Here is a 26,396-nt window from a genome sequence, read left to right on the forward strand (position 1 = left end):
AGTTCTCCTTATAACAAACTTCATATTACGGGTATTTGTAATTAATGGAAAGGCAATTACAAATTTGAGAATTTGATCACGTTAATACTGAACCATTATACCGCACAATGGCATCGTTGTCAGACAGCGATGGGTTATTAAGTGATAAATAGGCTAATAAATAGCTTTTTAACCGTTAAAATTGATTTGGTGTCAGACATCGCGATTGATGGAACATTAATTTAACGATAAAGGACCCTACAGTGAATAAGTATTTTATTGGTATCGATATCGGTACCACCAATATCAAATCTGTACTATTTAATGAAAATTATAATCAGGTCTTCGCGGCTTCTCGAGCGAACTTTACGGCTCAGCAACAGGAGGGGTGGTCGGAACAAAATATGACTATGGTGTTGGAAAAAACCATAGAGACCTTAGTTGAGTTGGTGCAAAGCAGTGGTGTTTCGGCTAATCAAATAAAAGCAATTGGTATCAGTGGCCAAGGTGAGGGGGCTTGGTTAGTCGACAAAAATGGTGAGCCAGTTAGAGACGCGATTATTTGGAGCGACACTCGAGCGTCCGGTCTCATTGATTCATTGAGTGAAGATTTGGTTCAACAGCTCACCGATGAAACTGGTTCGCCACCCCATCCGGGTAATATGTCGATGGTGATGTTGTGGCTTGCAGAAAATGAACCAGAGTCTTTGAATAATGCTAAGTACTGTCTGTTTGCAAAGGATTGGATAAGGCTCGGTTTAACCGCTAAAGCAAATTTAGAAGTTAGTGATACTGGGACATCTATCATGTCTTTACAGCACAGCAAAGTTTCTAACCTCGTTTTGGAAAAACTGGGATTGACACAATACCGCGGACTACTTCCTAAACTCGGACAAAGTGCTGATGTTGTGGGAACGATTACAGCTAGGGTTGCTGAAGCGACAGGGCTTGACCCTGCTACTCAAGTTGTGATGGGGGGCGTCGACGTATCTTGTGCTGCACTTGGTTTAGGTGCCACCAAGCAAGGTGATGTATTCAGCATTTTGGGCACAACTTGTTGTACCGGTGTTATTTCTGAGCAAGCTCATGTGAAAGGTGAGGGGTTACGCTGTATTCCTGATGTTATTCCCAACTTATATATCGATTTAATCGCTACCTTATCAGGCACGCCGAACCTTGATTGGGCGATTGAAAATATCGCTGCAAGCAAAGACTTTTCCGAAGTTGAAAAACTAATTTCCCAAGTATCAGTTGGCAGTGGGGGGGTTTGGTATCACCCCTATATTGGCGGAGAAAGAGCCCCTTTTATGAATGTTAATGCAAGGGCTTCTTTCTTTGGGATCAGTAAAGGGACAACGACAGCCCACCTATTGAGAGCTGTATTCGAAGGAATTAGTTATACCATCAAAGATGCCTTACAAGGGCACCCTCATGGGGAATATATCTACTTAGCAGGCGGTGGCTCAAATTCAAAAACTTGGTTACAAATCATAGCGGATATGACAGGGCGAACGGTGATTGTTGGAAGTGACTCTGAGCTTTCTGCTAAGGGAGCTGCGATGCTAGCGGGAATAGCAATGGGGGACTTAGTTGATTTAAAAAATGAAGCTTATTTTAATGTCGCATTTAAATTAGAACCAATTCCAAAAAATGTCATGAAGTATGAAAAATTATATCAATTGTATCGAGAATTCCGAGTTTCGGTTAACCGTTTATGGGATTTAAGAACAGAGTTAAGGAAAGATAGTTAATGAAAATTTTATTTACAGCAGAGCATGATGATAATTTGTCTGATCTGAAAAAACTAGGTGAAGTACTTATTGAGGGATGGGCTTTAGGTAAGCCAAAATTGAGTGAAAGCGAACTTATTTCATTGGCGTATGATTGTGATGTTATTATTACTTCTTATGATGACATTACTGCTGAAGTTATAAATTCTTGTAAGCAACTAAAATTAATTGCTTGTACTAGAGCTACTCCGGTAAATATTGATTGTGAAGCGGCTTCAGCCGCTAATATACCGGTAATTTACACACCGGGCCGTAACTCTGATGCAACCGCAGAACTTACCATTGCACATATGTTATGTGTTGCTAGAAATATTCCACAGTCACATATGGCGCTAAAAAATAAACAGTTTACTGATCATGGGCAGCGTGAGACAAGCTGTGTACAAAAAGATGCTATTTGGGATGTGACCAAAGAAAGCCCGTACGAAGTTTTTAAAGGTGTTGAATTACACGGGAAAACCTTAGGCATCATTGGCTATGGTTCGATTGGTCGACGAGTTGGCAAGATAGCGCGTGGTTTTGGGATGGCCCTCAAAATATACGATCCCTTCGTATCTTCGGTTGATGTAAATGAGCCTGCAGTGCAACTAGCGAGCCTTGAAGAACTGTTATCTAACGCCGATTTTATTACTTTGCATTTAAAAGTCACAAAAGAAACAGTTGGTTTTATAAACCAAGAACGAATTTCTTTGATGAAAAAAAGTGCTTTTTTAATTAATACCTCTCGGGCTGCCGTGTTAGATGAAGAAGCTGTTATTACCGCTCTGAGAGAAAATAAAATTCGCGGTGCTGGCTTCGATGTTTATTCTCATGAACCAATTTTTTCCGATCACCCGTATATTAACGAATTTGATAATGTGACAATTACACCACATATTGCGGGTGCAACAATTGAAGTGTTAAGTAATCACACGAAAATGATTGTTGATGAAATAAAAAGATTCGTAAACAACCAACCATTATTATATCGATACAACTAGGAAACGATTATGCTTCTGAAAAATGAACGAGAAGAAATTATTGATACATGCAAGAAACTAGTGACTCATGGTTTAACTTTGGGCACTGGCGGTAATATTTCAGTATTTGATCGACAACAGGGAATCATGGCAATTAGTGCATCGGGCGTTGATTATTTTTCAGCCAAGCCAGAGGACATTGTATTAATGGATGTAGACGGCGCTATTGTTGATTCAAAGAGAAAACCTAGTTCTGAATGGGGAATGCATAAAATATTTTATGAACGCAGAGACGATATTAATGCCGTTGTTCATGCTCACTCCACTTATTCAACGGTATTAGCAACGTTAGGGCAGGGGCTACCCGCATCGAATTATCTTGTTGCATTTTCTGGCCTTGATGTGAGATGTGCCAAATACCAAACCTTTGGTACACCAGAACTTGCCGAAGCGGCATTTGAAGCGATGCAAGATAGGAAAGCGGTATTGTTAGCCAACCACGGTTTATTAACCGGGTCAGGTACTTTAGATGCGGCCTTTAACATTGCCGAAGAAATAGAGCATTGCTGCAAAATTCATTGTATCGCATCGAGCGTAGGCAAACCGATGATTCTTCCCGAAGCTGAGATGGTTCTCATGCAAGAGAAGTTTAAAACCTACGGTCAACCACAAAAATAAAAATAGATGACTTTATACATCCTTAGCATATTTTAAGGATGTATAGCCCTACATAAGGTAAAAACTATGGAATACATTCAAGCTTTTATAGGTTTCTTTAGTAAGTGTGGAGAAACTTTCATGGCAATGGCAGGTGGAATTATTCCCATGCTTATTGCGTTACTTGTTGTTGTGAATACCTTCTTTAGATTCATTGGTCAGGAGCGGATGGATAAAGTTGCTGGCCTGCTAGGTAAAAATCGGATCTTAGCCTATGGCGTATTACCGCCCATCTCTTGGTTATTGATGTCTTTTCCTGGCGCTTTAACCATAGGTAAATTGTTACCAGAGAAAAATAAACTAGGGTATCAGGATGCTTTGGTGACGACTGCCCACCCACTTACATCCTTATTTCCTCATGTTCTTCCTTCTGAATTATTTATTTGGTTGGGGGTCTCGGCAGGGATCTCTCAGCTTGGTTTACCGATAGAAGACTTGGCAATCCGATTTATTGCCGCAGCTATTTGTATTGGTATCGTCAGAGGGTTTACTACTGATGCTATTCACACCTTTATGAAAAACCGTGCGGACAAGAAAAAGCCAATTGACGAAACCATCACACTAGACACAGAAGAGGGCGCATAACATGAATGTTAATAAACTAAAAGGGAATGTGTTTCTAGATATTATTGAAAAGTTAGGAGGCAATATAGGAAAGGTAGTCGGCCATGTATTTGAAGCCGCGCAAGACTCCTTTACCTTGGTGATTAAAACCGTATTACCGTTCATGGCATTTGTGGCCATTTTAATTACTTTTGTGAATGAGACTGGCTTGGGGTCATTAATCGCCCACGCTCTCACTCCCTTAGGCGATAGTTTAATTGGATTAGTCATCTTAGCGGCAATTTGCGGTTTTCCTTTAATTGCTCCGATCCTCAGTCCTGGTGCCGCAGTTGCGCAAGTTGTCGGTGTCACCATTGGCGGTTTGATTGGTAGCGGTGTTATTCCACCTATGTACGCTTTACCGGCGTTATTTGCCATCAATGTTCAGGCTGCATGCGATTCTATCCCCTTAATGCTTTCGATGCAGGACGCGAAACCTGAAACCATAGAGACTGGGGTTCCAGCCTTGCTAATATCTCGACAAATCACTGGCCCTATAGCGGTGGTTATCGGTTACATTTTTGCGATTGGTTTGTATTAATTTAGGAGAATTAAGCTGTGGCAATTTTTTTCAACTTACCTAAACAAAGTCTTTTAGGAAGAGGGGCGCTAAACGACTTAGTTGGCCTGTTAAAAACAAAAAACTTTTCGAAAGCATTATTGGTCACCGATAAGGGACTGGTTGAGTGTGGCTTAGTGAAGCAGGTCACTCAGTTATTTGAAGCGAATCAACTGGACTATGTGGTTTACGATAAGGTGCAGCCGAACCCTTCTATACAACAGGTAATGGCGGGCAAAGATGTTTATTTATCGCATGGCTGTGATTATGTCATTGGTTTGGGTGGCGGTAGCGCCATTGACGCTGCGAAAGCAATTAATGTGGTGGTACATAATCCTGGAAGCATTGCTGACTATGTGGTGGGTGGAAGGCCCATTTCTCAGCCTCTTGCGCCGTTAGTTGCTATTACCACAACGGCTGGCACAGCCTCGGAAGCGACTCTGTTTTCAATTGTGACGGATATCGAGAAAAAACTGAAGTTTATGATCGCTGATCCGATAGTGATGGCTGATATCGCAGTGGTTGACCCCGAACTGATGCTAGGTCTGCCTAAGATGACCACGGCTTGTACCGGTATGGATGCATTAACGCATGCGGTTGAAGCTTATGTCTCAAACAGTGCAAATCCTCTCACCGATGCGAATGCTCTGGCGGCAATTAATATTATATTTGAGTGGTTACCAATCGCAAGTCAGCAAGGCGGTGACATTGAAGCTAGAGAAATGATGGCTTATGGTCAATACCTTGCAGGCCTTGCTTTTAATACCGCGGGTGTAGGGTTGGTTCATTCGATGGCGCATCAAATGGGAGCCACTCATGATTTAGCCCATGGTTTATGTAATGCGATCTTGCTTCCTTATGTGTGCGAATATAACGCCAGTCACTCCGATTCAACTCAATTCAAGCTAGCAAAACTAGCTCACCAGTTGGGTTTTGCTAAAGGCTCGGAATCACTGGAGACTGCCTGCAATATTTTTATTCGTGAAGTGTTGTTTCTATCCGAACAGTGTGGCGTTCCGAGAAATTTTGCCGAGTACCAATTTTCGGAGGCCGATATTCAACAATGGTTAGCGCCAGCCTTGAGTGATCCGTGCACTTCTTTTAACCCAGTTATACCTTCCGCGTCAGATGTTCTTGGTTTGTATAAAAAGGTGATCTAATCGGTCAGTACGAGTAATCCTCTTATCCTATGAGGTGGGGGATTGCTATTTATGCCTGATGTAATTTTGCTGCGTAACAGCTCATTACTTGCTATGACTTTGCTTGATGTTCCTTGGTCAAAACATAAGCCGAATATGACCAAAGCTCAGGGGGTTAACATCGATGATATCAAGCCACCAAATAAAGGTGGCTTGATTATTTTGCCATCGTCGCGCTTAAAGACGTTCTATGGCATAAATCGCTCCGGAATCTTTCATTGGTTGGAGTTGATTGAGGTCTATGTATAAAGGTTCGTCATCATAGTAAGTATCAGCTAATGCCTTGCTTTCATTGATATCTTTACGCGCACCAGCGGCCTTGTTGTAGGCAATTTGGCTCACTTGAAACTGAATTTTGTTTTCTGAAACCTGTTTGATCCGGATCAGCCCGTATTTGTATTTGCTGTCTGCTTGGGGAAATATTTTTGTGAAATTAACAATATATATATCGTTAATCGCGGGTTGCTCGATATAAGCCACTTCTTGAAGGCTATTTTGCTGTAAGGAGTAACTTAGCGTTAAGGCCAAACAGGCAATGATAATCAGCCCGGAAAACATCGGTAGAGTGTTTTTTAGATTATAAACAGTCTTCTTGATTTGCTTCGCTAAGTCGCTTGGTAATTCTTTGCCGATGAGTGTTTTTTTGCAATGAGTACATTCGATACCAACCTTTTTGGAGGTAACAAATGTGGGGATCCAATATAGGTGAAAGTATCGAAGTAAGCCGAAAGTAATAAACTGTTCATTTTCACAACTTGGGCACTGGAGTCCTTCTATGACCTGCCCTGATATGGATTTACCCTTTGAGCCAAAAAATATCATTCCTTTCTCCGTTTTTGCTTCAGTTGTTATTACTTTGTGGTTGCTTATGACGACAAAGTCATCAGCTGATCACGATTTCAGCATTAAATAATAGTTTACTTATTAAACGTCTGTCGTTATTCAAAATCAAGAATAAATATCTAATTTAAAGCGGCATATGAATAGCGAATAACTTGGTGAATTTTGGTTTAACTTAAATCTGTATTTATCGCTACGTTTTTGTGACTGATACCGTACATAGTTTTTACAGCTGCCATGCAAAAGCCAATACGAGTCACTCAGTATGAGAGCGATAAAACATCTGGCTCAAGACGTTTCAACTTTTCGCTTGAAGTCATATTGAACGGTATTGACTTGGTTTACGCTCGTCTTTTGGCAAAATTAATAGGTTTTTCTGTGGCACAAACACCGACCTAAAATCAGTCATGGCGAATAAGATCTATTTATCTGTTTGTAATCATCGGTGAAAATACATTCAGTACGAAGTATTGTGCCGCTTGGGAACACTTTATACAGAAACAAGAATGTGTACATAACGCTATGATAACATTGTATTTTATTCGGTTTTAATTACGCCGTTATCAAACTGAATACTTGAAGTTCGTCACAAAAATGTTTAGAGTACATAATAAATATGAATGATTTAGTTTCATACAAAATCAAGGATGTAATTAATGCGAAGCATACTAGAAGTGAAAAGCTTGTATAAAGTGTTCGGTGAAACACCCGAACTCGCTTTTCCTCTAATAGACAAAGGTCTCGATAAAGATCAAATATTCGAGAAAACAGGACTCACCGTTGGTGTGAAAGATGTTTCACTAAGTATTCAAGAAGGTGAAATTTTCGTCATCATGGGCCTATCGGGTTCAGGAAAGTCCACCCTTGTGCGTCTGCTAAATCGATTGATTGAGCCTACTCGAGGTAGCGTATTACTGAATGGAAGAGATATCGCTAAAATATCCGAAGCAGAATTAAGGGAAGTTCGTCGACAAAACGTTTCTATGGTGTTCCAAAATTTTGCGCTGATGCCACATATGTCAGTGATTGAGAACGCAGCCTTTGGTTTGGAACTGGCAGGTATTGAACTCAATCAACGCAATGCCAGTGCGAAAGCCGCCTTGGATAGGGTTGGCTTAGATGCCTACTGTGACTCATATCCAGATGAACTTTCTGGTGGTATGAAGCAGCGTGTTGGTCTTGCAAGGGCTCTGGCGAACGACCCAGATATTTTGTTGATGGACGAGGCTTTTTCCGCTCTCGACCCGCTGATCCGCACCGAAATGCAAGATGAGTTAATCCGCTTACAAAATGATGATAAACGAACGATTGTATTTATCTCTCATGACCTCGATGAAGCCATGCGTATTGGTGATCGAATTGCTATTATGCAAGATGGGATCGTCGTTCAAGTGGGAACTCCTGATGAGATCTTACAAAAGCCAGCTAACGATTATGTGCGGTCATTTTTCCGTGGGGTAAATACGGCGACTATTTTCACAGCCAAAGATATCGCACTTAAAAATCCTGCGGCAGTATTTAAGAAGCATGATAATGACGGTCCGGCGACCGCAATTCAATTGCTGGTAGATAATGATCGAGAGTTTGGCATCGTCGTTGACCGGGCCAACAAATTCTCGGGTATTGTCTCCTTAGATTCACTAAAGGCTGCCAAGAAAGATAATGCATCTTTAAGCAGCGCTTTACTTCCTGACACCATCACTATTGACCCAGAACTATCCGTTAGCGAGCTGATTGGCCCAGTTGCTCAAGTTCCTTATTCGGTGCCAGTTGTCGACCAACATGGTAAGTATTTTGGCGTGATTACTAAATCACGACTGTTAAAAGTATTAGATAGAGAATAGACATGACAACGGAAACAACGCCTGCGACAGAGATAGTAGACCCTTGGGCGACCGCAACTTCAGCGCCGGTTGCCGATCCTTGGGCAACCGCCACGCCTGTAACATCTGCTGCTGATCCTTGGTCCAGTGGTGCCGCAGACACCGCCAGTGCAGCCAATGATTGGCTAACGACCAATGCTGTACCAGAGTCATTTGATTGGCTTCATCCTTTTAAGGAAGCAGTTATTCCTTTCGATCACTGGGTCGAAACCGCTTTAAACTGGTTAGTCGCCCATGGTCGGCCGTTATTTCAAGCCATTCGGGTCCCAATTGACATTATTCTACAATCTTTTGAAACGACCCTAGTGTCAACACCAGCACCGATAATGCTGTTTATCTTATTTTTGATTTCTTGGCAGTTAGCTGGGCGCAAAATGGGCATTGCATCTTTGCTGTCACTGACCATTATTGGTTTAATTGGCGCATGGTCTGAAGCCATGGTGACCTTGGCATTGGTGCTAACCTCAGTATTTTTCTGCTTATTAATTGGGCTCCCCATGGGGATTTGGCTGGCGCGAAGTCAGCGGGCTGCACGCATTATTCGACCTATGCTAGATGCCATGCAAACAACCCCCGCTTTTGTTTATTTAGTCCCCATTGTGATGTTATTTGGTATTGGTAATGTGCCCGGTGTGGTGGTGACGATTATTTTTGCCTTACCACCAATTGTTCGGCTCACCATTTTAGGGATCCAGCAGGTTCCAGAGGAGCTTATTGAAGCGGGACACGCCTTTGGCGCAAGTTCGAAGCAAATGCTTTATCGGATTCAACTTCCTTTAGCGATGCCCACGATTATGGCCGGAGTCAATCAAACCTTAATGCTGTCTTTATCGATGGTGGTTATTGCGTCGATGATCGCTGTGGGTGGCCTTGGTCAAATGGTACTGCGTGGTATTGGCCGTTTAGATATGGGGATGGCCTCGGTTGGCGGTCTCGGTATCGTTATTTTAGCTATTTTACTCGATCGGCTGACTCAAACCATTGGTGTTGAATCGCGTGATCAGAAATCACGCTGGTATCACAGTGGCCCAGCAGCTTTTATTCACTCTATCTATCGTAAAGTTAAATCCTAATTAGACTTGAAACTCAAGGAGAGAAATATGAATACAACATGGAAAAGCTTGCTTACTGCAACGACCATGCTTACGGCGACACTTTCAACTACGGTCTTAGCCGAAAAACTTCCAGGTGAAGGTATTACGGTTCAACCCGTTCAGTCAACTGTGGCAGAAGAGACATTTCAGACTCTGATTGTAAATAAGGCGATGGAAGCTTTAGGTTACACCGTGAGTCCAACTAAAGAAGTGGACTATAACGTTGCTTATACTTCAATTGCTGAAGGTGATGCAACGTATCTAACCGTTGGCTGGTTTCCATTGCATGCCGATAAATATGCAAAAGCGGGCGCTGATAAAAAATTCTTTCGCTCGGGCGAGTATATTTCTGGTGCCGCTCAAGGTTACTTAATCGACAAAAAGACCGCGACTAAATACGGTATTACCAATATTGCTCAATTAAAAGATCCAAAAATCGCTAAGTTATTTGATGCTAATGGTGATGGCAAAGCTGACTTAACGGGCTGCAACCCTGGTTGGGGATGTGAAGGTGTGATTGAACATCAACTTTCCGCTTTCGGCTTAGAAAATACAGTTACGCATAACCAAGGTAATTACTCAGCGATCATTGCCGATACTATTTCTCGTTATAAAAATGGCGGTTCGATCTTGTATTACACCTGGACCCCTTATTGGGTGAGCGGTGTATTGGTCCCAGGTAAAGATGTCGTTTGGTTGGAAGTCCCGTTCTCGTCGCTCCCTGGCGAACGAACAGATGTTGATACCACTTTACCGAACGGTAAGAATTATGGTTTCCAAATGAACTCAATGAATATTGTTGCGAATAAAAAGTTTGCCGCAGAAAACCCAGCCGCAGAGAAGCTATTTTCTATCATAAAACTGAACATTAACGATGTTAGTGCTCAAAACATGATGATGAGTCAAGGGAAAAACAAAAGTAAGGATATTGAAGCCCACGCAAATGGATGGATTAAAGCCCATCAAAAACAATTTGATGCTTGGATAGCGGAAGCGAAAGCCGCTCTCGTGAAATAAGCAACGCTGGTTTTAGTTATCGGTGAACTCTAAAAGTTCTGAGAATTTGACGCTTAAAAGGGTCACAGGCTCAGAACTTTTTTATTGGAAACTAAACACGCATTGAACAGAAAGGTGACTTGTACCATATCGAGCTAAGTTAATTATTGCTGAGTTTACTATTTTATAATTTCTAGATATGCGTATTCATGAGCGATGCTGAACGCCACTAATACCAGTAGTCCTGACATGGATCGATTAAATATTTTGAAGTAAACCGGATTATTTAGCTTTTTTCCAAGTTGCATGCCGATGATCGAGTAGCTAGTCGGCGCGCCAAAAGCAAGCATCGATAAACCCACAGACCAAAGAATCATACTCATTCCATAAATATCTTCTGCCGGGAACTGAATGGTTGCGATAGGCAGCGTTGCAACTAATCCTTTGGGGTTTAATAGTTGTATAAGAAAACCATCCCAAAATGACAAGGTTTTTTTATCATTGGACGAGGGCTTAATATCCACACTCGTTTTCATGATCTTCCATGCGACATATAAAATGTAGCAGCACCCCAATCAACTGAGGTAAGGTAGTAAGACAGGGTTTACCAAGGTCGCACCAAGCAAGCCAAGGCTAATAAAAAGTAGTAACATCGCGAACGCCACACCAGCAAAGAAGCCGATGTGACCACGAGTGTTTCTATTGATACCGCTATGCATGCCTAGTAGATTGACTGGCCCAGGCGAGTACATAATACTAAAAGCATAGATTAGAATGCTTAACATATTGAAACCTCGAATAAATTTATGCAGAAAGTTGGCGTTGGAAGGTTTTTGGCGTCATTCCATATACACGTTTAAAATGGCGGATCAGATGACTGCTATCGGCAAATCCAGCCATGAAAGCCGCTTCATTTAGTGATTGTCCTGACTCGATAATTTTTCGCGCAACATTGACTCGGCAGCTCAATACGTACTGGTGAGGTGTAATCCCAAATTGCTGACGAAATAGCCGAATAAAGTGAAATTTAGACATGTTGGCGGCCATGGCTATATCGTCAATTGATAAATCTTGCGCGAGGCTGGCCAAAATATAATCCTTTGCCCTAAGCAGCAATTTATCGCTTGGTTTATTATTTGGCTTCTCAATGCTTAAAACCCCAGACATTGATACCAGTGATTGCGCAATTCGAAATAAGCAAGATTCAAACTCGATTTTTGAATAGTGGGCTTGGTCGATGATGGACGAAAATTGGAGGATCTGGTGGCGAAGCATCCGGTTTTCGATCAAGGGTTGCTCAAACCTTGGGATCGAATGTTGTGGGTAACCGAGGGCTCGAAATAAGGGATGAAGTTCCTTTGGATGAATATAAAGCATTACATACTTAAGATCTTGCTCTCCTCCGGAATGTCCGTCATGAACTTGTTCAGGGTTGAACAGCAACACTCCACCCTGAGGACTCTTGTGATAAGCTTTTTGGCAGAAAAAATCTTGGCGGCCCTGTAAAGTCACACCCAAAGAATATTCTTCATGGGCATGTTTAGAATAGGAAAAATCACTCATGGTGGCATTTAGCGCGGTGATATTTTTCCAGCTGCTGCTATTGATGAACTGGAATTGATTCTCTTGCGCCATTGGCTTGCCCTTCTCGATTACTCTCCGTTGATCTTGAATATCAGTATAGGGAGACTTGCGGCGAAAAGATTGAACAAAATTGCGAAACTAAGTGCTGAATATTTACGGCATTAGCTTTGTATTTATACCAATGTCACTCATTATCTGCTCATTCTTGTTGGCCTAAATCAGCGCTGACTGTGTCGTGAATCTTATCATTGAGCCTTTAGTTAACGCATTTTATGCTTGGTTATCGGCAGATTTATTCGGCACCATTAGTTTGCAAGATTGGTTTTGCCTGAAAATAACCAAATGGTGATGGTTCGAATTGCGATAAGTTGAGCTTATAGAATCAGACGAGTGATGATCAGCTTTAAATGTGTGAAGGGGTCATATGGCGGGACATGTTGAATGATAATTCCGTTCTGATTTATGTTTACTCCTTTAAATATTAATATTTATCAGTTGCTTAAGAGAAGGATAAAGAGTCTAATTTATCTTTAATAAAGCGTGTACTGCTTGTTACCCCAATGGAGAAAAACTGAGAATGAGCGATGTCATCAATAGTAATTTGTTTTTAGTAAAAGAGCATGTCGGCTTATTCAAAGCTGCCAATAACTTCGATATTTATGACCCTTCTACCGGGGACGTAATCATGCAGTGTAGAGAACCTTCTTTAGGTTTTTTTACCAAGATGCTGCGGTTTACTGACTATAAACGAATGACACCGTTCGACATTCAAATAACCACACCTGATGGGCAGCGCATCGTTCGCCTTCAGCGGGGGATTTCACTGTTTTTATCAAAAGTTACCGTGAGTGATCAAAATAACCAAACGATTGGTGGTTTTGCGCAGAAGTTTTTTTCAATTGGTGGGAAGTTTGATGTGCTTGATAAGCATGATCAAATGATCTGTCAACTGGAAGGAAAATGGACGGGGTGGGATTTCTACTTTAAAAAAGATGGGAAAGAGTTTGCTCACGTCTCTAAGAAATGGGCCGGATTAGGTAAAGAACTATTTACCAGTGCGGATAACTATATTCTTGAAATATCAAATGATGTACCAGAGAACGATGATGTTCGAAAACTCATTTTAGCCGCGGTGATGTGTATTGATATGGTTTTGAAGGAGTAGACGACCGTCCATCAACTGATAGAAGGGCGATGATTGCCTGCGCACTAGCGCTATGTTTCTTCCGGGACTTGGTGCGCTGATCGTTATTTTTTTGAGATAGGTTTTCACAATAAATGGTTAGCGGTAGGGTGAGAGCGTGAGTGTTCGTATTGCAGGTGATCTTAATATAATGGTTTGGATCTGAACTGAACTAATACGGCGTCTGGCGCTCTATGCCTTATGACAACATTGCTAGGTTATAAATATAAAACTGTCAGCAAAATTTTTGATAATAATGCGATTATTGCTAGTAGTTTGATATGAGGAAAGGAAGATCGATATGAGTAAATTTAGCTTTTTTCGTTGTATATGGTTTTTTCTTTTGTGTACTCAATCATACCTTTATATTTAGCAGGAGGGGCTTTTATATTTCTAACTTTTATGTTTAGGTCATATATGCTCTTTGATTTTAAAACCTTTTATCATTTTTATCAAAAAGAAACGAGTATATATGCGTTTGTAAATGTTGTATTTAGTTCATTTTCATTTTTTTCATTATCATTTTTTATTATCTTTTCTCTTTCATATTGGTTTTTGTATGTGGTTAGTCCAGGGGATGTTGTACATGTCATAAAAAACCACAGAACGAGTGTGGCTTTAATCAGAATATAGGTGATTTAGAGGTCGGCATTCCATGTAGACGTATAAAAGATGCAAGATATATTGAAATTAAAAAATTTACCGGTGGGTATCTTTTAAAGATTATTTAGGCTGCAGTGGTCAAAGGATTTAAATTCAAATAAAAAGGTAGCTTGAATAGCTACCTTTTTAAATCAGACTTTGTTTTAGCTAAGGGGTAATTAAACAACCATCGCTACTGTCTGAATTGGTATAAACAATATCACCCACCGGATTGTAGTCTGAGGCGACAATACTGCCCTGTTTTTTGAAGAAATCGTATAACACATCGGCGTCAACATAACCGGTTTGCTGTGGTTCTATCACTGGGTAACCATCACCGCCAGCGGCGCTGAAACTCGGCACGGTTAAGGTGTAGTTATTGCTTGCACTGAATGTTTTACCGTTAATCTCATTAATGTTTACGGTTTGAGCCGTGCAATCAACACTCATTTTAACGCCTGTGATTTGAGCATAACCACCAGAGCCGATTTGGATGCTAGCGACTGGGCCTAAGTAGTCAGTGATTTGTTGACCGGTCATGGTACTGAGCGTTACGGTATTACCGAAGGGTTGCACGGTAAGCACGTCGCGATAACTTATTTCACCTGCCGCAATGGAGGCTCGAACACCACCAGAATTCATTACGCCAATATCTGCGACAACTTTACTACGTTGAGCTTCGGCAACTAGGCGGCCTAAGTTAGTTTGTTTATAACGCACGTTGCTGCGTTCGCCATCGAGTAAGCCATCACTTGTGGCTATCACTTCCCCAAGTTTTTCTTGTCCTTGCTCTTGGTAGTAAGACAGAAGTTGCTCTAAGGCCGCATCGGGCTCGATTTTTTCTCCAGCAAGTACTTCGGCTCCGGTTTCATTACCTTGTGCATCAGTTTCTTTTTTCAATAGGTTCACTGGGATTAATTTGTAGCTAGATAAATGCAGTTCATGATTAAAGTATTCAAAGTCGGCGCGACCGACGTACTTGCCCCATTCATAGGCTTGCATGATGTAGGTGCCGTTTTGTTTATCGGGCACACAGTCGTCTCCGGGCTTGAAGTCGGCGTAAGCACTGCCTTCCATACACACCGGATTTTGTGAGTGACCACCAATAATGGCTTGTAACGCACCGGTTTCTAGATAGTTAGCAAGCGTTACATCTCCCGGGGCGTTGCTGCCGTGAAGGCTTCTTGCGTAGTGGCCCATATGAGTTGATGCCAAAATGACATCAGCGGTTTTTGCCGCTTGAATTTCTTTAATGACCTTGGCAGCTTCTACTTTAGGATCGGTAAATGTGAGTTCTGAAATAAACTCAGGATTGCCAATTTTTACTGTGTCTTCAGTGGTTAATCCAATCACTGCGACTTTAAGACCGTTTACATCGAAAATCTTGTAGGGGTCAAAATAACGAGTCCCATCGGCTTTATAGATGTTAGCGGCGAGCATTGGAAAGTTGGCGATGGAGCGTTGTGAATCGAGGATCTCCAAAGGATTATCGAACTCGTGGTTACCGACTGCCATCGCGTCATAGCCAATTTGATTCATCCCGATGAAATCAGGTACAGCATCTTGTAAATCTGATTCGGGGACGCCAGTGTTAATGTCTCCTCCAGATAGCAACAGTGTCTCTCCGCCATTTGCTTCTACTTCGGCACGGATCTGATCCACCAAGGTTTTACGTGCTGCCATTCCGTATTCATTTTTACTGTTTTTCCAAAAACGGCCGTGATGGTCATTGGTATGCAAAATGGTAAATCGGGTACAAGCATCGCCTGCTTCAGCGCAGCTGTTTGCCTTTGCGATAGCGGCGTCATTATCACTATTATTACATCCTGCTAGTGAAGCTAAAATTGCGCTAGCCACTAGTCCTTTAGTTAATGCGTTTGACATCAAGTTGGATCCTTACTCTATTGTTGTTTGTTAGGTGTGCTTGTATTTTTAGACAAAAGCTCACGACCGCTGCAGTTACGAACGGTTTTAAACACCTTAATCCACTTAGTTTACAAATACATGTCAGTCCATAACTTTATACTGGCCTTGGTTTCTGCCGCAAAACTGATGCGGGGCTTTTTGCTGGTGTTCAGGGTGCTTTTTTATCTCTCGAAGCATGTGTTTTGATGGCTTAAACCGTGCTTTCAATGATGTTATTAGAGTGATTGTGATTTTTGTAAAATATTTGTCAAATGAAGGGGATGACTTTCTCTCTAGGCTCATTTAGGCTTGCCTGAATAATAAAGGGCGCTTTTCCTCGGCTGTCGGCGTATATGCAACTTCGCTTTTGCCTGAATTGGCGTCATAATCCCGACGATGCGCTATTGTCATTGTTTAATTGAAGGCGAATAAATGGAACAAGCTAAAGTAGATAAGAGCTTAATCGGTGTGGGCTCTGCAACCCTAAGTGTATGGGCTGGTGAGCAATCGGGTCACCCCTATGGCGCGACGCAAACGCCCATCGTGGCCAGTGCGGCGCATGCCTATTCTGATATTGATCAATGGTATGAGGTGGCACTAGGTCAACAACCGGGTTTTATCTACAGTCGTATGAGTAATCCAACGGTTGCGGTTTTGGAAGCGAAGCTTAGTGTTTTAGAGCAGGCTGAAGCGGCGGTGGCATTTAGCAGTGGCATGGGGGTGATCAGCAGTGTGCTGTATACGTTTTTGAGTCATGGAAAGCGGGTTGTATCGACTAAAGACAGTTATGGCGGGACTAATAAAATTTTTGAAGAATTTTTGCCGCGTATGGGCGTTGATGTGTGCCTGTGTGACACTTTGGATCATCAGCAAATTGAAGCTCAGATTGCTCAAGGTTGTGATCTCTTGTATTTAGAAACACCCACCAATCCAAGTTTAAAAATATTGGATATTAAACGTTTAGTTGCCGCAGCTAAAAAAGTTGGTGCCTTAGTGGTGGCCGATAATACCTTCGCGACGCCCATCAACCAAAATCCGCTCTCTCTGGGGGTTGATGTGGTGGTACATAGTGCGACCAAATATTTGAGTGGTCATGGTGATGTGATGGGCGGAATTGCCTGTGGTTCTAAGGTCTTGATGGAGCAAGTGCGACATTATCGTGAGATTAATGGTGCTGCGCTCGATCCCTTTGCTGCGTATTTGATTATTCGTGGGATCAAAACACTAGCCTTACGTTTTCGCCAGCAACAGGCGAGTGCTAAAGCCATGGCAGATTTTTTGCTGACACAAGCCTTGGTTGAATCGGTCAATTATCCTGGTCTTGAGCAACATCCAAACCACCTAATCGCCAAGCAACAGATGCGGGGTTTTGGGGCAATAGTGAGTTTTGTGCTGAAAGGTGGAATGGATGCCGTGAAGCTACTATTACCAAAGTTGAAGTATGCCCACTGCGCTGGAAATTTGGGCGCTGTAGAGACAATTTATGGGCCGGCACGTACCACAAGTCATGTAGAAAATACTTTAGAGGAGCGTCAAGCGCTGGGTATTTCTGAAGGATTAGTCCGCATTTCTGTCGGGATTGAAGATACCGACGATCTGCTGGCTGATCTAAAACAAGCACTGGCTGCGACAGCAACCGAATTAGAAAATAAATAATTTATCAATGCAAACAACACCATTTAGTTCAAGGATATACATGAATCCCTTTGTTAAAAACACATTTGCGGGCATTGCCTTTGCAAGTTTGTCACTGATGCATACCACAGCCTCTGCTGCGGAGCCTACCATTGAAACTATTCTGTCCAACGGCGAGTTAAAGGTCTGCTTTGAAGCAGGCTATATTCCCTTCGAGATGAAGAGTAAAGATGGCCGTTATATCGGTTTTGATATTGATATTGCCAAGCTCATGGCGCGTGCTATGAAAGTAAATTTTGTCCCCGTAAATACCGCATGGGATGGTATTATTCCAGCGCTGCAAACGGGCAAGTGTGACATCATTATTGGCGGCATTGCCATCACTCCTGAACGTAATCTCAAGGTGATGTTTTCCAATACCTACATTGAAATTGGTCAAACAGTCTTGTTATCACCAAAGTTGAAAGATAGCGTGAAAAGTTATCGTGATTTAAATGATCCGAAATACACAGTGGTTTCACAAGTCGGCACTACCGGTGCGATTGCGGCGAAGAAGTACCTACCAAAAGCCAATATTGATTTGTTTGAAACTTCGGCGGATGCCGTGTTGCAGGTGAGTAATGGCAAAGCGGATGCGTTTGTATACGACTTACCTTACAACGCTCTATACGCTTCGCAACACCAAGATAAGGTTTATCATTTAGATAGTTCCTTCACCTATGAACCCTTGGGTTGGGCAATTCGTAAACATGACTACCATTTTCTGAATTTCTTAAATAATTATCTTGTTCAAATTAAAAAAGATGGTTCTTACCAGCGGATTTATGACAAGTGGTTTAAGTCGGACGCTTGGCTTAGCAGCATTCAGTAGCCTTCGTTAGGGGGAATGCTTCTTGATAAAAAAGAGCCAGTTTTCGCTGGCTTTTTTTAGGTAACGACTCTCGAGCTTGGTGTCGCGGTATTGATTGGTACCGCAACTCAAGGCTACTAGCTTGTATCTGCGAGTTTGATTCTCGCGGTCACTCTCGTTCGCACAAGCATTATCTCTGGTACCTCATAGGCAATGGTCAGAGTCTTGCTATTGGCGACTCAGTTCATAAAGACGTTGTGCTTGTCGTGTCGCTTCGCTACTCACCTGCCTAAATTCGTCGGCATCACTAACATTTTGATTTGAGATTTCGCGGATCCGTTCTGCAAGCATCTCTACGTTATCAGTGACCTTCGATTGCTCGTTGGTGGCCACGGCAATGTTGTTGGCGCGCTCTTTAATATCATTAAAGGCGCTGACAATTTGCTCGTATTGGCTACGGGTGGTGGTAGAGCGTTGATTCACCGTTTCAGAGTACCCGCGACATTCTTCTATCACCGTAACGCCTTGTTGTGAGGCTTGTTGCAGTTGATTGATCATGGTTTCTATTTCGCCTGCTGATTGCTGGGTTTTTTGGGCGAGAGTTCGTACTTCATCGGCAACCACGGCAAAACCACGTCCAGAATCACCAGCGCGAGCCGCCTCAATCGCGGCATTCAGTGCTAGCAAATTGGTTTGCTCAGAAATACTCATGATGACATCCAATACCTTACTGACCGACTGCGAGTCTTGTGAAAGTTTCTCTATAACAGTGACCGATTCCGCCAATTTATCAAATAGTAAGGAAATGGATTCTGAGTTTTGCTCGATTACGGTAAAGCCTTGATTCACTCGGTCGGAAGAGTCGGTGGTGATCTCCGCCACTGACGCTACATCCTGTGATACCGATGAGGCCGTTGCAGACATCTCATTAATCGCGGTAGCAAGAGTATTATTTTCATCCATTAGTTGTTGCGCTCGCTGTTGGCTTGCCTCGCTCAGGCCATCCATTGAGCTTGCATTATTCTTTACGTTTTCGGCTTCTTGCTTCACACGTTTGAGGATGCCGAGTAAATGATCGCCGTAGTCATTAATCGCTTGCGCTAACTCACTCATCTCATTTTTGCCGTTGATCTTGAGTTTTGTATCGAGCTGACCTTGTATTAATGAGCGAACTTGGTTGGTGGTTAAATTAATGTTGGTAATTAAGCGCTTAGCTGACACCAGTAAGGCAACAATAAACACAAGGATCAAGCCTGCAAAGGCAAGATAGAGGGTGGTGGTTAATGAGCGCATATCTTTTAGTGCCACTTGAGCGGGTAAGATTACCGCCGCAGTCCAGCCTTGATCGGGTAGGGTAAAGCGCACTAGCATCGATGCGTCATTACGAACCACGCCTTGTTTAAACTCAACCATATCCTTATTGTTCGCTTGCAGAGCCGCCGCTAAAGGGGCTAGAGAAGCGTCTTGCTGGCTTAAATCATTTAAGCTGAGCATCGTAATATTTTGCTTACGTAATAAGGGCAGTGAAACAATTTGCCCAGTTTGATCGACAATTAGACTGTAGGTTCCGGTTTCATTGTTTTCAGTGATTAAGCTTTGTTCAATATTAGCTAATTCCACATCGATGGTAGCCACCCCCCAAAATTGGCCATCACGTTGAATCTTGACCGAACAGGTGACCATTGACTCATTGGATACTGGATCAACATACACTTCAGACCAAACACATTGCCCTTGTGTGGCTTGTTTGGCATTGGTGTACCATGATTCCTGCTGGTATGGACTGCTATTTGGCTTATTATAGTCATCTAGGAGGGAGAGCTGGTTTGGCCCTGTTTTGGCCCAAAATAACGAAGCCTTTTGGCTATCTGGGTTAAATTTATTGGGTTCAGGCCAAATGCCACCGCCCACAACGCCTTCACCGCTCTTAATGAGTGGTTCAATGTGGGTAATAAATGTCGCTTTCTCTAGTGGAAGGCCCCCCGCTAGAGCGGCTAAGTTTCGGGTAAGAACGGCGTTTTCGCTGAGATCTTCGGCAATCGCTTTGCCGATGACCTTGGCTTGGAATGTCGCCGTGGTTACGGCTTGGTTCTTAATGACTGGTATAACGACGGTTTGCACGATAGTAAATAACAAAAGTAATGATGCAATCAGCAAAATAGCGCTACCGATATAAAACTTATGTTTAATGGACATGGCGGATACCCTTGTGAAAAATAGAATATTCTTTTATTTGGTTGAGCTTTCTGTTGGTTGAACTTATCGGGAGGTGCTGACCGCAGTTCAAATAAAAAGAGCTACCATTGGCAGCTCTTTTTTATATCAAATGATCATAACTAAATAATTACAGTTTAGCGGCTTCGTCAAATACTTTATGGGTGTAGGCACCTTCGGGCATTTTGGTGATAACCGGTGTTGAATCACTATCGAGTAAGATTTTAACGGTACGGTCAAAGGCTGCGGGTTCGAGGTAACCAATGCCTTTATCGCTATTACTTAACAATTTTGCAACCTCAGTGGCCATGCGAATTTGATGTGCTTCAGTTTGCGCGCCAGTATCATCGTAGTCTAATACAATGAGAGCCGCTTCTTTGGGATGTGCTGCTGCCCATTCCCAGCCTTCAATCGATGCTTTGAGGAATTTGGCATAGGTAGTGACTTTTTTACTGTCTTTTAGACTGTCTTCTAGAACGTACAGGCCATCCTCTAGCGTTGCAACGCCTTCATCTTCATACTTGAATAGCACTAGTTCGTCGTTGCTTAAACCGCCATCAAGCACTTGACCGTATTCGTTGTAGGTCATGGTGGAGACACAATCAGCTTGACCTTGGAAGATCGGATCAACATTAAAGCCTTGTTTCAATACTGTCACGCCATCTTTGCCGCCGGTGGTGGCGTAACCGAGTTTAGACATCCAACTTAGGAAAGGGTATTCGTTGCCGAAGAACCAAACCCCTAAGGTTTTACCTTTAAAATCTGCCGGGCTGTTAATGCCACTCGACTTAAGGCAAGTGAGCATCATGCCTGACTTACCGTAGATTTGACCAATATTGACCAGTGGCAGGCCTTTTTCTCGGGTAGCAAGTGCAGAAGGCATCCAGTCTACAATTACATCGGCACCGCCGCCTGCCAGTACTTGGGCTGGCGCAATATCGGGTCCACCAGGCTTAATGGTTAAATCGATCCCTTGGTCTTTGTAAAAACCTTTATTGAGCGCGACGTAGTAACCGGCAAATTGGGCTTGAGTGACCCATTTTAGTTGTAAGGTTAGTTTTTCAGCTGCGCTTGCGCTGAGGCTAGCGGCCATTAAAGCGACGCCAGATGCTAGTGAAATCAGAGATCGATTCATAGTTAATTCCCTTTATTGCTACAAGTGTTTGAAGTAATTGCCTAGGGGTCTGATGTCCCTAGTGTTTATTCCCACCTCGAAACGAGGGGTGCCAAAATAGCAGTGATTTTTCTAACAAGGCTAAAGCCCCGTAACTTAAAGAGCCGGCAATTGCTGCTACCACAATCGTGGCCCATACCATGTCCATGTTCATTCGGCCAACCTCGGTTGAAATTCGAAATCCCATGCCAACAATCGGGGTACCAAAAAACTCGGCCACAATAGCGCCAATTAAGGCCAACGTTGAGTTGAGTTTTAAGGCGTTAAATATAAAAGGCAGTGCTTGCGGCAGCTGACTTTTGATGAAGATTTGGGTTTTACTGGCGGCATAGGTATGCATCAAATCTCTGTGGATCGCATCTGTTGCCTGTAGGCCGGTTAGAGTATTAATAAACATGGGGAAGAAAGTCATGACCACGATCACTGCGGCCTTGGATTGCCAATCGAAGCCAAACCACATCACCATAATCGGCGCGATCCCCACAATCGGAATGGCCGACATAAAATTACCCAATGGCACCAAACCATTACGTAAAAACGCACTTTTTACCGCCCATTGCGCGACCACAAAACCCGAGGCGCAACCTAGCAAATAACCCGCGAGAACTGCTTTTAAGTAAGTCTGCTTAAAGTCTCCCCATAACATCGGCAGATTATTGATTAAGGCTGTGAAAATTTTAGAAGGGGCGGGTAATAACACTGCAGAGATAGCGTAACCAGTGACGATGCTTTGCCAAGCAAGGATCAGCATAAAAGCAAATAAGCTAGGGATCAGTGGTTTAATATAGCAAGCAAATGCCGGGCGTGAAGTACTCAAATGAGTGAGCTGACTTAACAGCGCCGCAGTGGCGTAAGTCGCTAACAATAAGAGGATAATCAAGCTTGGTGCTCGTTGGTAAAAGCCTGCTTCCACTTTCATCGTCAAAGCCAGTTGCAGTAGCAGCAAGCCAAGATATAAGGCATTAGAAAAATAGTTAAGCATTGCTCAATCCCCCGCGTCGTTTTAATAGCGCCTTTTCAGCCAAACCGACAAGCCATACTAAGAGTGAGCCAAGCAGTGCAGCCATGATTAATGCAGCCCAAATTTGCTGGGTTTGTCCATAATAGGAGCCACTGAGTAAGCGAGAACCTAAGCCACCTTGAGCCCCGGTTGGCAGCTCGGCAACAATGGCGCCAACTAAGGCTGCGGCAATCGCAACTTTTAAACTGGCAAACAGGTAGGGTTGGGCAGAGTACCAGCGTAGTTTCCAGAATACTTGCAGGGTGCTGGCACTATAGGTATACATTAATTCTTCGTGAATGGTGTCGGAGGCGCGTAAACCTTTAACCATACCGATGGTCACCGGGAAGAACGACAAATACATCGAGATCACCGCCTTGGGGACCACGCCCGTAATATTGAGTGCGCCGAGTACCACCACAATGATTGGCGCGATGGCCAAAATGGGAATGGTTTGTGAGGCGATCACCCAGGGCATTAAGCTCGCTTCTAAGGTTTTGTTATGCACAATACCGATGGCAATTAGCATGCCTAATAAGGAGCCAAAAACGAAGCCTAAAAGGGTTGAGTTAAGGGTAATGATGCTGTGAAATACCAAGGAACGCTTAGAAGTTACCGAGGTATCAAAGACCGATTTTTTAAGTTCTAAAGCCACCTGATGGGGGGCTGGTAACATCGGCCTTTTAACTTGATACGCTTGGCTAATGACCTGGCTATAGCTCCAGTCTTGTTTCTTACGTTCAAGGTTATGGATCAGTTGGTTGCCATTCATGATCAATGCGGCTAAATACCAAATGGCGAGTAGCGCGATGATTAAGCTGGCTAAAGACAGCCACTGACGGTCCTTCGTAGTGCTTTGCATAGTTTACTCTCTGCTGTGCTTAGTCAATGGCATGATCGGTGGCCAGTGCGGTACGAATTTCCGCGGCCAGTTCATGAAAAGCCGCTTCATCTCGCAGTGCTAAGGTTTTCAAACGAGGTAAGGGGCTTTCGATGACTTTCACGATCCGTCCAGGGCGCGGTGACATCACCACAATATGGGTCGACAACAGTACTGCTTCGGCAATGGAGTGCGTCACAAAGACCACGGTTTTTTGAGTCTCTTGCCAAATTCTCAATAGTTCTATGTTCATATGGTCACGGGTAATTTCATCCAAAGCGCCAAAGGGCTCGTCCATCAACAACAGGTCGGGATTGAGGCACAGCGCCCGAGCAATGGAGGCGCGCTGTTGCATACCGCCAGATAACTGCCAGGGAAATTTATTATGGAAGTCTTGTAGGCCTACCATCTTCAAATACTTATCGATTTGCTTTTGTTGATGGGTGCCAGTTTGTCCGGAGATTTCCATCGGCAGTGCGCAGTTTTGTTGAATGGTACGCCAGGGTAATAAACCTGGGGCCTGAAACACATAGCCATAAAGTCGATTTAAGCGAGCGTCTCTGGGTGAAGTTCCATCAACCTTTATTTTCCCTGCTGTGGCCTGCTCTAAATCGGCGATCACTCGTAACAAGGTGGTTTTACCGCAACCTGAGGGGCCGATAAATGAAACAAAATCCCCTTCGTTAATATTGAGCTGGATATTCGACAAGGCATTGACCGGTCCATCGTTGGTATTAAACACCAAAGACAAGTCTTCAATGGCAATCATCGAACGATGACTCGGCGCTTTATCGGCAGTGGTTTGTTCAGTGGTCTGTTGTGCTACTGCTAACATAGTCTCTCTCTCATATTTTTATTGTTTTTGGGCGGCTCATTTGAGGCGGCAGCGTTATCGTTCTATTCCAACAGGTGCATGGCTTTGGTTATATTTTTGAACCGCTTCGAAAATCGAGGGAAAGGCTGGACGTTTAATGTAACGTCCGGCACCTTCAACCACGTTTAACTGACCGTTTTTAAAGACGACATTGCCTTGGCTGATGGTGATGTGCGGAGCACCTTGTACTGTTCGGCCTTCGAAAATATTAAAATCTATTTTTTGATGATGGGTTTTGGCCGAAAGGGTATGTGTTTTTGTTGGATCCCAAATCACGATATCGGCATCAGAACCCACAGCAATACAGCCTTTCTGAGGGTAAAGATTGAATATTTTGGCACTGTTGGTGGACGTCACTGCCACAAACTCGCTCTCGCTTAAACGACCTTTATTCACTCCAGAATCCCACAGCACCATCATTCGATCTTCGACGCCAGCAGTGCCATTGGGGATTTTAGTGAAATCGTCTTTCCCATTCGCTTTTTGGTCAGCGCAGAAGCAGCAGTGATCAGTGGCGGTGGTTTGCAGGGTGCCGCCTTGTAGCGCCTTCCATAGAACTTCCTGATGTCCTTTCGGTCTGAACGGCGGGCTCATTACATGCGCAGCGGCACTGGCCCAGTCACTTTGTCGATAGACACTGTCGTCCAACTCAAGATGACCAGCTAAACATTCACCGTAAACTCGTTGGCCTTCATGGCGCGCCCGAGCGATTTCATCCACCGCTTCTTTACAAGAAACATGCACTAAATAGAGTGGCACACCGAGCGATTGCGCAATCCGAATTGCGCGGTTGGCGGCTTCGCCTTCCACCTCGGTTGGGCGCGATAGGGGATGCGCTTCGGGGCCGGTTAAGCCGGCTTTGAGTAATTTCTTTTGTAGGTGATCGACCAACTCGCCATTTTCGGCGTGTACCGTTGGCATTGCGCCTAATTCTAAACAGCGATTGAAGCTATTTACCAGTGTTTCATCTTCGGCCATGATGGCATTTTTATAGGCCATGAAATGCTTGAAACTGTTTACCCCTTCTTGGTTCACGAGTGTGCCCATATCTTGATAAACGCTGTCGTCCCACCAGGTGATGGCGACATGAAAGGAATAATCGCATACTGAGCGAGCCGCCCAGTCCTTCCAGGTTTGGTAGGCTTCCATCAGTGGTTGCTGGGGGTTGGGGATCACAAAATCGATAATCATGGTGGTACCACCGGCCAGTCCTGCGGCGGTGCCACTATAGAAATCTTCGCTGGCGACGGTTCCCATAAAAGGTAATTGCATGTGGGTATGGGGGTCAATACCGCCGGGCATTACCAGCTTACCGCTGGCATCAATCACTTCAGCGTCACTGGGAACATCTAGATCTTGGCCGATGGCTTTGATTAAACCGCCTTCACAGTAAACGTCGGCAAAGATGCTTTGGTCAGCGTTGACCACTTTGCCACCCTTAATTAGTACACTCATTGCTAACTACCTCGTTAATTGATTCAAAGGGGCATCAAGTTGTCTATTGTGATGCAAAACCCTTACCTTAATTAGGTGTTATGCAATAGATTGACCAATTGGACAGTTTGTTGGTTATTGTTAATGCTAAGCCGCATGAACACTGGTTTTATTCGGATAGCCACTGGTTTGCATAGTGAGTCGGATAGACTCGCTTACGCGCCATTGCAGGGCGTATATTCCCACTTTTAGTGCATAAAATTTGAACGAAAATACCGGGTCGTGCTACTGAAAATTAGAATCGAAAAAATAATGCATTATTTAATCCTTAATTATCAGTAGTTTAGTTTTTACCGTCTAACTTCTTGTCCGCTTGGTCAATACTTTGCATGGTTGAGTGCA

23 protein-coding genes are annotated in these 26,396 nt (G+C 43.4%); 12 read left to right on the plus strand and 11 right to left on the minus strand.

Features of this window, described 5'->3' with window-relative positions; translation table 11 throughout:
• The first annotated feature begins 242 nt into the window (after positions 1-242).
• From ACRRS0_RS10310 to ACRRS0_RS10335, 6 genes are all read left to right on the plus strand, one after another.
• On the plus strand, positions 243-1,730 hold the full coding sequence (locus ACRRS0_RS10310) for an FGGY-family carbohydrate kinase (RefSeq protein ID WP_432453298.1): 1,488 nt from the start codon (positions 243-245) through the stop codon (positions 1,728-1,730).
• Positions 1,730-2,749: a 2-hydroxyacid dehydrogenase gene (locus ACRRS0_RS10315; protein WP_432453297.1), complete on the plus strand. Its 1,020-nt coding sequence runs from the start codon at positions 1,730-1,732 to the stop codon at positions 2,747-2,749. The genes ACRRS0_RS10310 and ACRRS0_RS10315 overlap by 1 nt, the downstream gene beginning before the upstream one ends.
• A gap of 9 nt (positions 2,750-2,758) precedes the next feature.
• On the plus strand, positions 2,759-3,406 hold the full coding sequence (locus ACRRS0_RS10320) for an L-fuculose-phosphate aldolase (RefSeq protein WP_432453296.1): 648 nt from the start codon (positions 2,759-2,761) through the stop codon (positions 3,404-3,406).
• A 66-nt stretch (positions 3,407-3,472) separates the two neighbouring features.
• The gene (srlA, locus tag ACRRS0_RS10325; protein ID WP_432453295.1) at positions 3,473-4,030 is read left to right on the plus strand and encodes a PTS glucitol/sorbitol transporter subunit IIC; all 558 of its coding nucleotides are present in this window, start codon (positions 3,473-3,475) and stop codon (positions 4,028-4,030) included.
• Between the two features lies 1 nt (position 4,031).
• Positions 4,032-4,589, plus strand: a complete 558-nt coding sequence (locus tag ACRRS0_RS10330) for a hypothetical protein (RefSeq protein ID WP_432453294.1) — start codon at positions 4,032-4,034, stop codon at positions 4,587-4,589.
• Between the two features lie 17 nt (positions 4,590-4,606).
• Positions 4,607-5,767, plus strand: coding sequence for an iron-containing alcohol dehydrogenase (locus ACRRS0_RS10335; RefSeq protein WP_432453293.1), 1,161 nt, complete (start codon positions 4,607-4,609; stop codon positions 5,765-5,767).
• Positions 5,768-5,983: 216 nt separating this feature from the next.
• Here ACRRS0_RS10335 and ACRRS0_RS10340 read toward each other — a convergent pair whose 3' ends face one another.
• Positions 5,984-6,628, minus strand: coding sequence for a hypothetical protein (locus ACRRS0_RS10340; protein WP_432453292.1), 645 nt, complete (start codon positions 6,626-6,628; stop codon positions 5,984-5,986).
• 674 nt (positions 6,629-7,302) lie between these two features.
• Here ACRRS0_RS10340 and proV point away from each other — a divergent pair.
• From proV to proX, 3 genes are read left to right on the plus strand one after another with little or no spacing between them, the layout of a single operon-like run.
• Positions 7,303-8,490, plus strand: a complete 1,188-nt coding sequence (proV, locus tag ACRRS0_RS10345; RefSeq protein ID WP_432453291.1) for a glycine betaine/L-proline ABC transporter ATP-binding protein ProV — start codon at positions 7,303-7,305, stop codon at positions 8,488-8,490.
• Positions 8,491-8,492: 2 nt separating this feature from the next.
• Positions 8,493-9,602 (plus strand): glycine betaine/L-proline ABC transporter permease ProW, encoded by a 1,110-nt coding sequence (proW, locus tag ACRRS0_RS10350; RefSeq protein WP_432453290.1) that lies wholly within the window; start codon positions 8,493-8,495, stop codon positions 9,600-9,602.
• A gap of 27 nt (positions 9,603-9,629) precedes the next feature.
• Complete coding sequence (gene proX, locus ACRRS0_RS10355; RefSeq protein WP_432453289.1) at positions 9,630-10,640, plus strand: glycine betaine/L-proline ABC transporter substrate-binding protein ProX; 1,011 nt, start codon at positions 9,630-9,632, stop codon at positions 10,638-10,640.
• 158 nt (positions 10,641-10,798) lie between these two features.
• On the opposite strand, the gene ACRRS0_RS10360 is transcribed toward proX, so the two are convergent.
• From ACRRS0_RS10360 to ACRRS0_RS10370, 3 genes are read right to left on the minus strand one after another with little or no spacing between them, the layout of a single operon-like run.
• Entirely contained in the window at positions 10,799-11,155 is a 357-nt protein-coding gene (locus ACRRS0_RS10360; RefSeq protein ID WP_432453288.1) for a LysE family translocator, read from the minus strand.
• 39 nt (positions 11,156-11,194) lie between these two features.
• A complete protein-coding gene (locus ACRRS0_RS10365) occupies positions 11,195-11,404 on the minus strand; it encodes a hypothetical protein (RefSeq protein WP_432453287.1) in 210 nt (69 codons plus the stop codon).
• 19 nt (positions 11,405-11,423) lie between these two features.
• A complete protein-coding gene (locus ACRRS0_RS10370; RefSeq protein WP_432453286.1) occupies positions 11,424-12,254 on the minus strand; it encodes an AraC family transcriptional regulator in 831 nt (276 codons plus the stop codon).
• Positions 12,255-12,780: 526 nt separating this feature from the next.
• Here ACRRS0_RS10370 and ACRRS0_RS10375 point away from each other — a divergent pair.
• Complete coding sequence (locus tag ACRRS0_RS10375; protein ID WP_432453285.1) at positions 12,781-13,368, plus strand: phospholipid scramblase-related protein; 588 nt, start codon at positions 12,781-12,783, stop codon at positions 13,366-13,368.
• 828 nt (positions 13,369-14,196) lie between these two features.
• Here ACRRS0_RS10375 and ushA read toward each other — a convergent pair.
• The gene (ushA, locus tag ACRRS0_RS10380; RefSeq protein WP_432453284.1) at positions 14,197-15,912 is read right to left on the minus strand and encodes a bifunctional UDP-sugar hydrolase/5'-nucleotidase UshA; all 1,716 of its coding nucleotides are present in this window, start codon (positions 15,910-15,912) and stop codon (positions 14,197-14,199) included.
• Between the two features lie 453 nt (positions 15,913-16,365).
• Between ushA and ACRRS0_RS10385 the strand changes: the two genes are divergently transcribed.
• Together ACRRS0_RS10385 and ACRRS0_RS10390 are read left to right on the plus strand one after the other, a co-directional pair.
• The gene (locus ACRRS0_RS10385; RefSeq protein ID WP_432453283.1) at positions 16,366-17,589 is read left to right on the plus strand and encodes a cystathionine gamma-synthase family protein; all 1,224 of its coding nucleotides are present in this window, start codon (positions 16,366-16,368) and stop codon (positions 17,587-17,589) included.
• A 40-nt stretch (positions 17,590-17,629) separates the two neighbouring features.
• Positions 17,630-18,439 carry a transporter substrate-binding domain-containing protein gene (locus tag ACRRS0_RS10390; protein WP_432453282.1) on the plus strand — a complete coding sequence of 270 codons (810 nt, stop codon included), beginning with the start codon at positions 17,630-17,632 and terminating at the stop codon, positions 18,437-18,439.
• Positions 18,440-18,646: 207 nt separating this feature from the next.
• Here the strand turns inward: ACRRS0_RS10390 and ACRRS0_RS10395 are convergent, their stop codons facing one another.
• The 6 genes from ACRRS0_RS10395 to hydA all read right to left on the minus strand — a co-directional run bounded on the left by ACRRS0_RS10395 (position 18,647) and on the right by hydA (position 26,015).
• Complete coding sequence (locus tag ACRRS0_RS10395; protein WP_432453281.1) at positions 18,647-20,614, minus strand: methyl-accepting chemotaxis protein; 1,968 nt, start codon at positions 20,612-20,614, stop codon at positions 18,647-18,649.
• A gap of 148 nt (positions 20,615-20,762) precedes the next feature.
• Positions 20,763-21,767, minus strand: a complete 1,005-nt coding sequence (locus tag ACRRS0_RS10400) for an ABC transporter substrate-binding protein (RefSeq protein WP_432453280.1) — start codon at positions 21,765-21,767, stop codon at positions 20,763-20,765.
• Positions 21,768-21,825: 58 nt separating this feature from the next.
• On the minus strand, positions 21,826-22,788 hold the full coding sequence (locus tag ACRRS0_RS10405) for an ABC transporter permease (RefSeq protein ID WP_432453279.1): 963 nt from the start codon (positions 22,786-22,788) through the stop codon (positions 21,826-21,828).
• Positions 22,781-23,668, minus strand: a complete 888-nt coding sequence (locus ACRRS0_RS10410; RefSeq protein WP_432453278.1) for an ABC transporter permease — start codon at positions 23,666-23,668, stop codon at positions 22,781-22,783. The genes ACRRS0_RS10405 and ACRRS0_RS10410 overlap by 8 nt, the downstream gene beginning before the upstream one ends.
• A gap of 19 nt (positions 23,669-23,687) precedes the next feature.
• Entirely contained in the window at positions 23,688-24,521 is an 834-nt protein-coding gene (locus tag ACRRS0_RS10415) for an ABC transporter ATP-binding protein (RefSeq protein WP_432453277.1), read from the minus strand.
• Between the two features lie 54 nt (positions 24,522-24,575).
• Positions 24,576-26,015, minus strand: a complete 1,440-nt coding sequence (hydA, locus tag ACRRS0_RS10420) for a dihydropyrimidinase (RefSeq protein ID WP_432453276.1) — start codon at positions 26,013-26,015, stop codon at positions 24,576-24,578.
• Positions 26,016-26,396: the final 381 nt, after the last annotated feature.

This window comes from Agarivorans sp. QJM3NY_29 (assembly GCF_050870835.2).
Lineage (GTDB): Bacteria > Pseudomonadota > Gammaproteobacteria > Enterobacterales > Celerinatantimonadaceae > Agarivorans.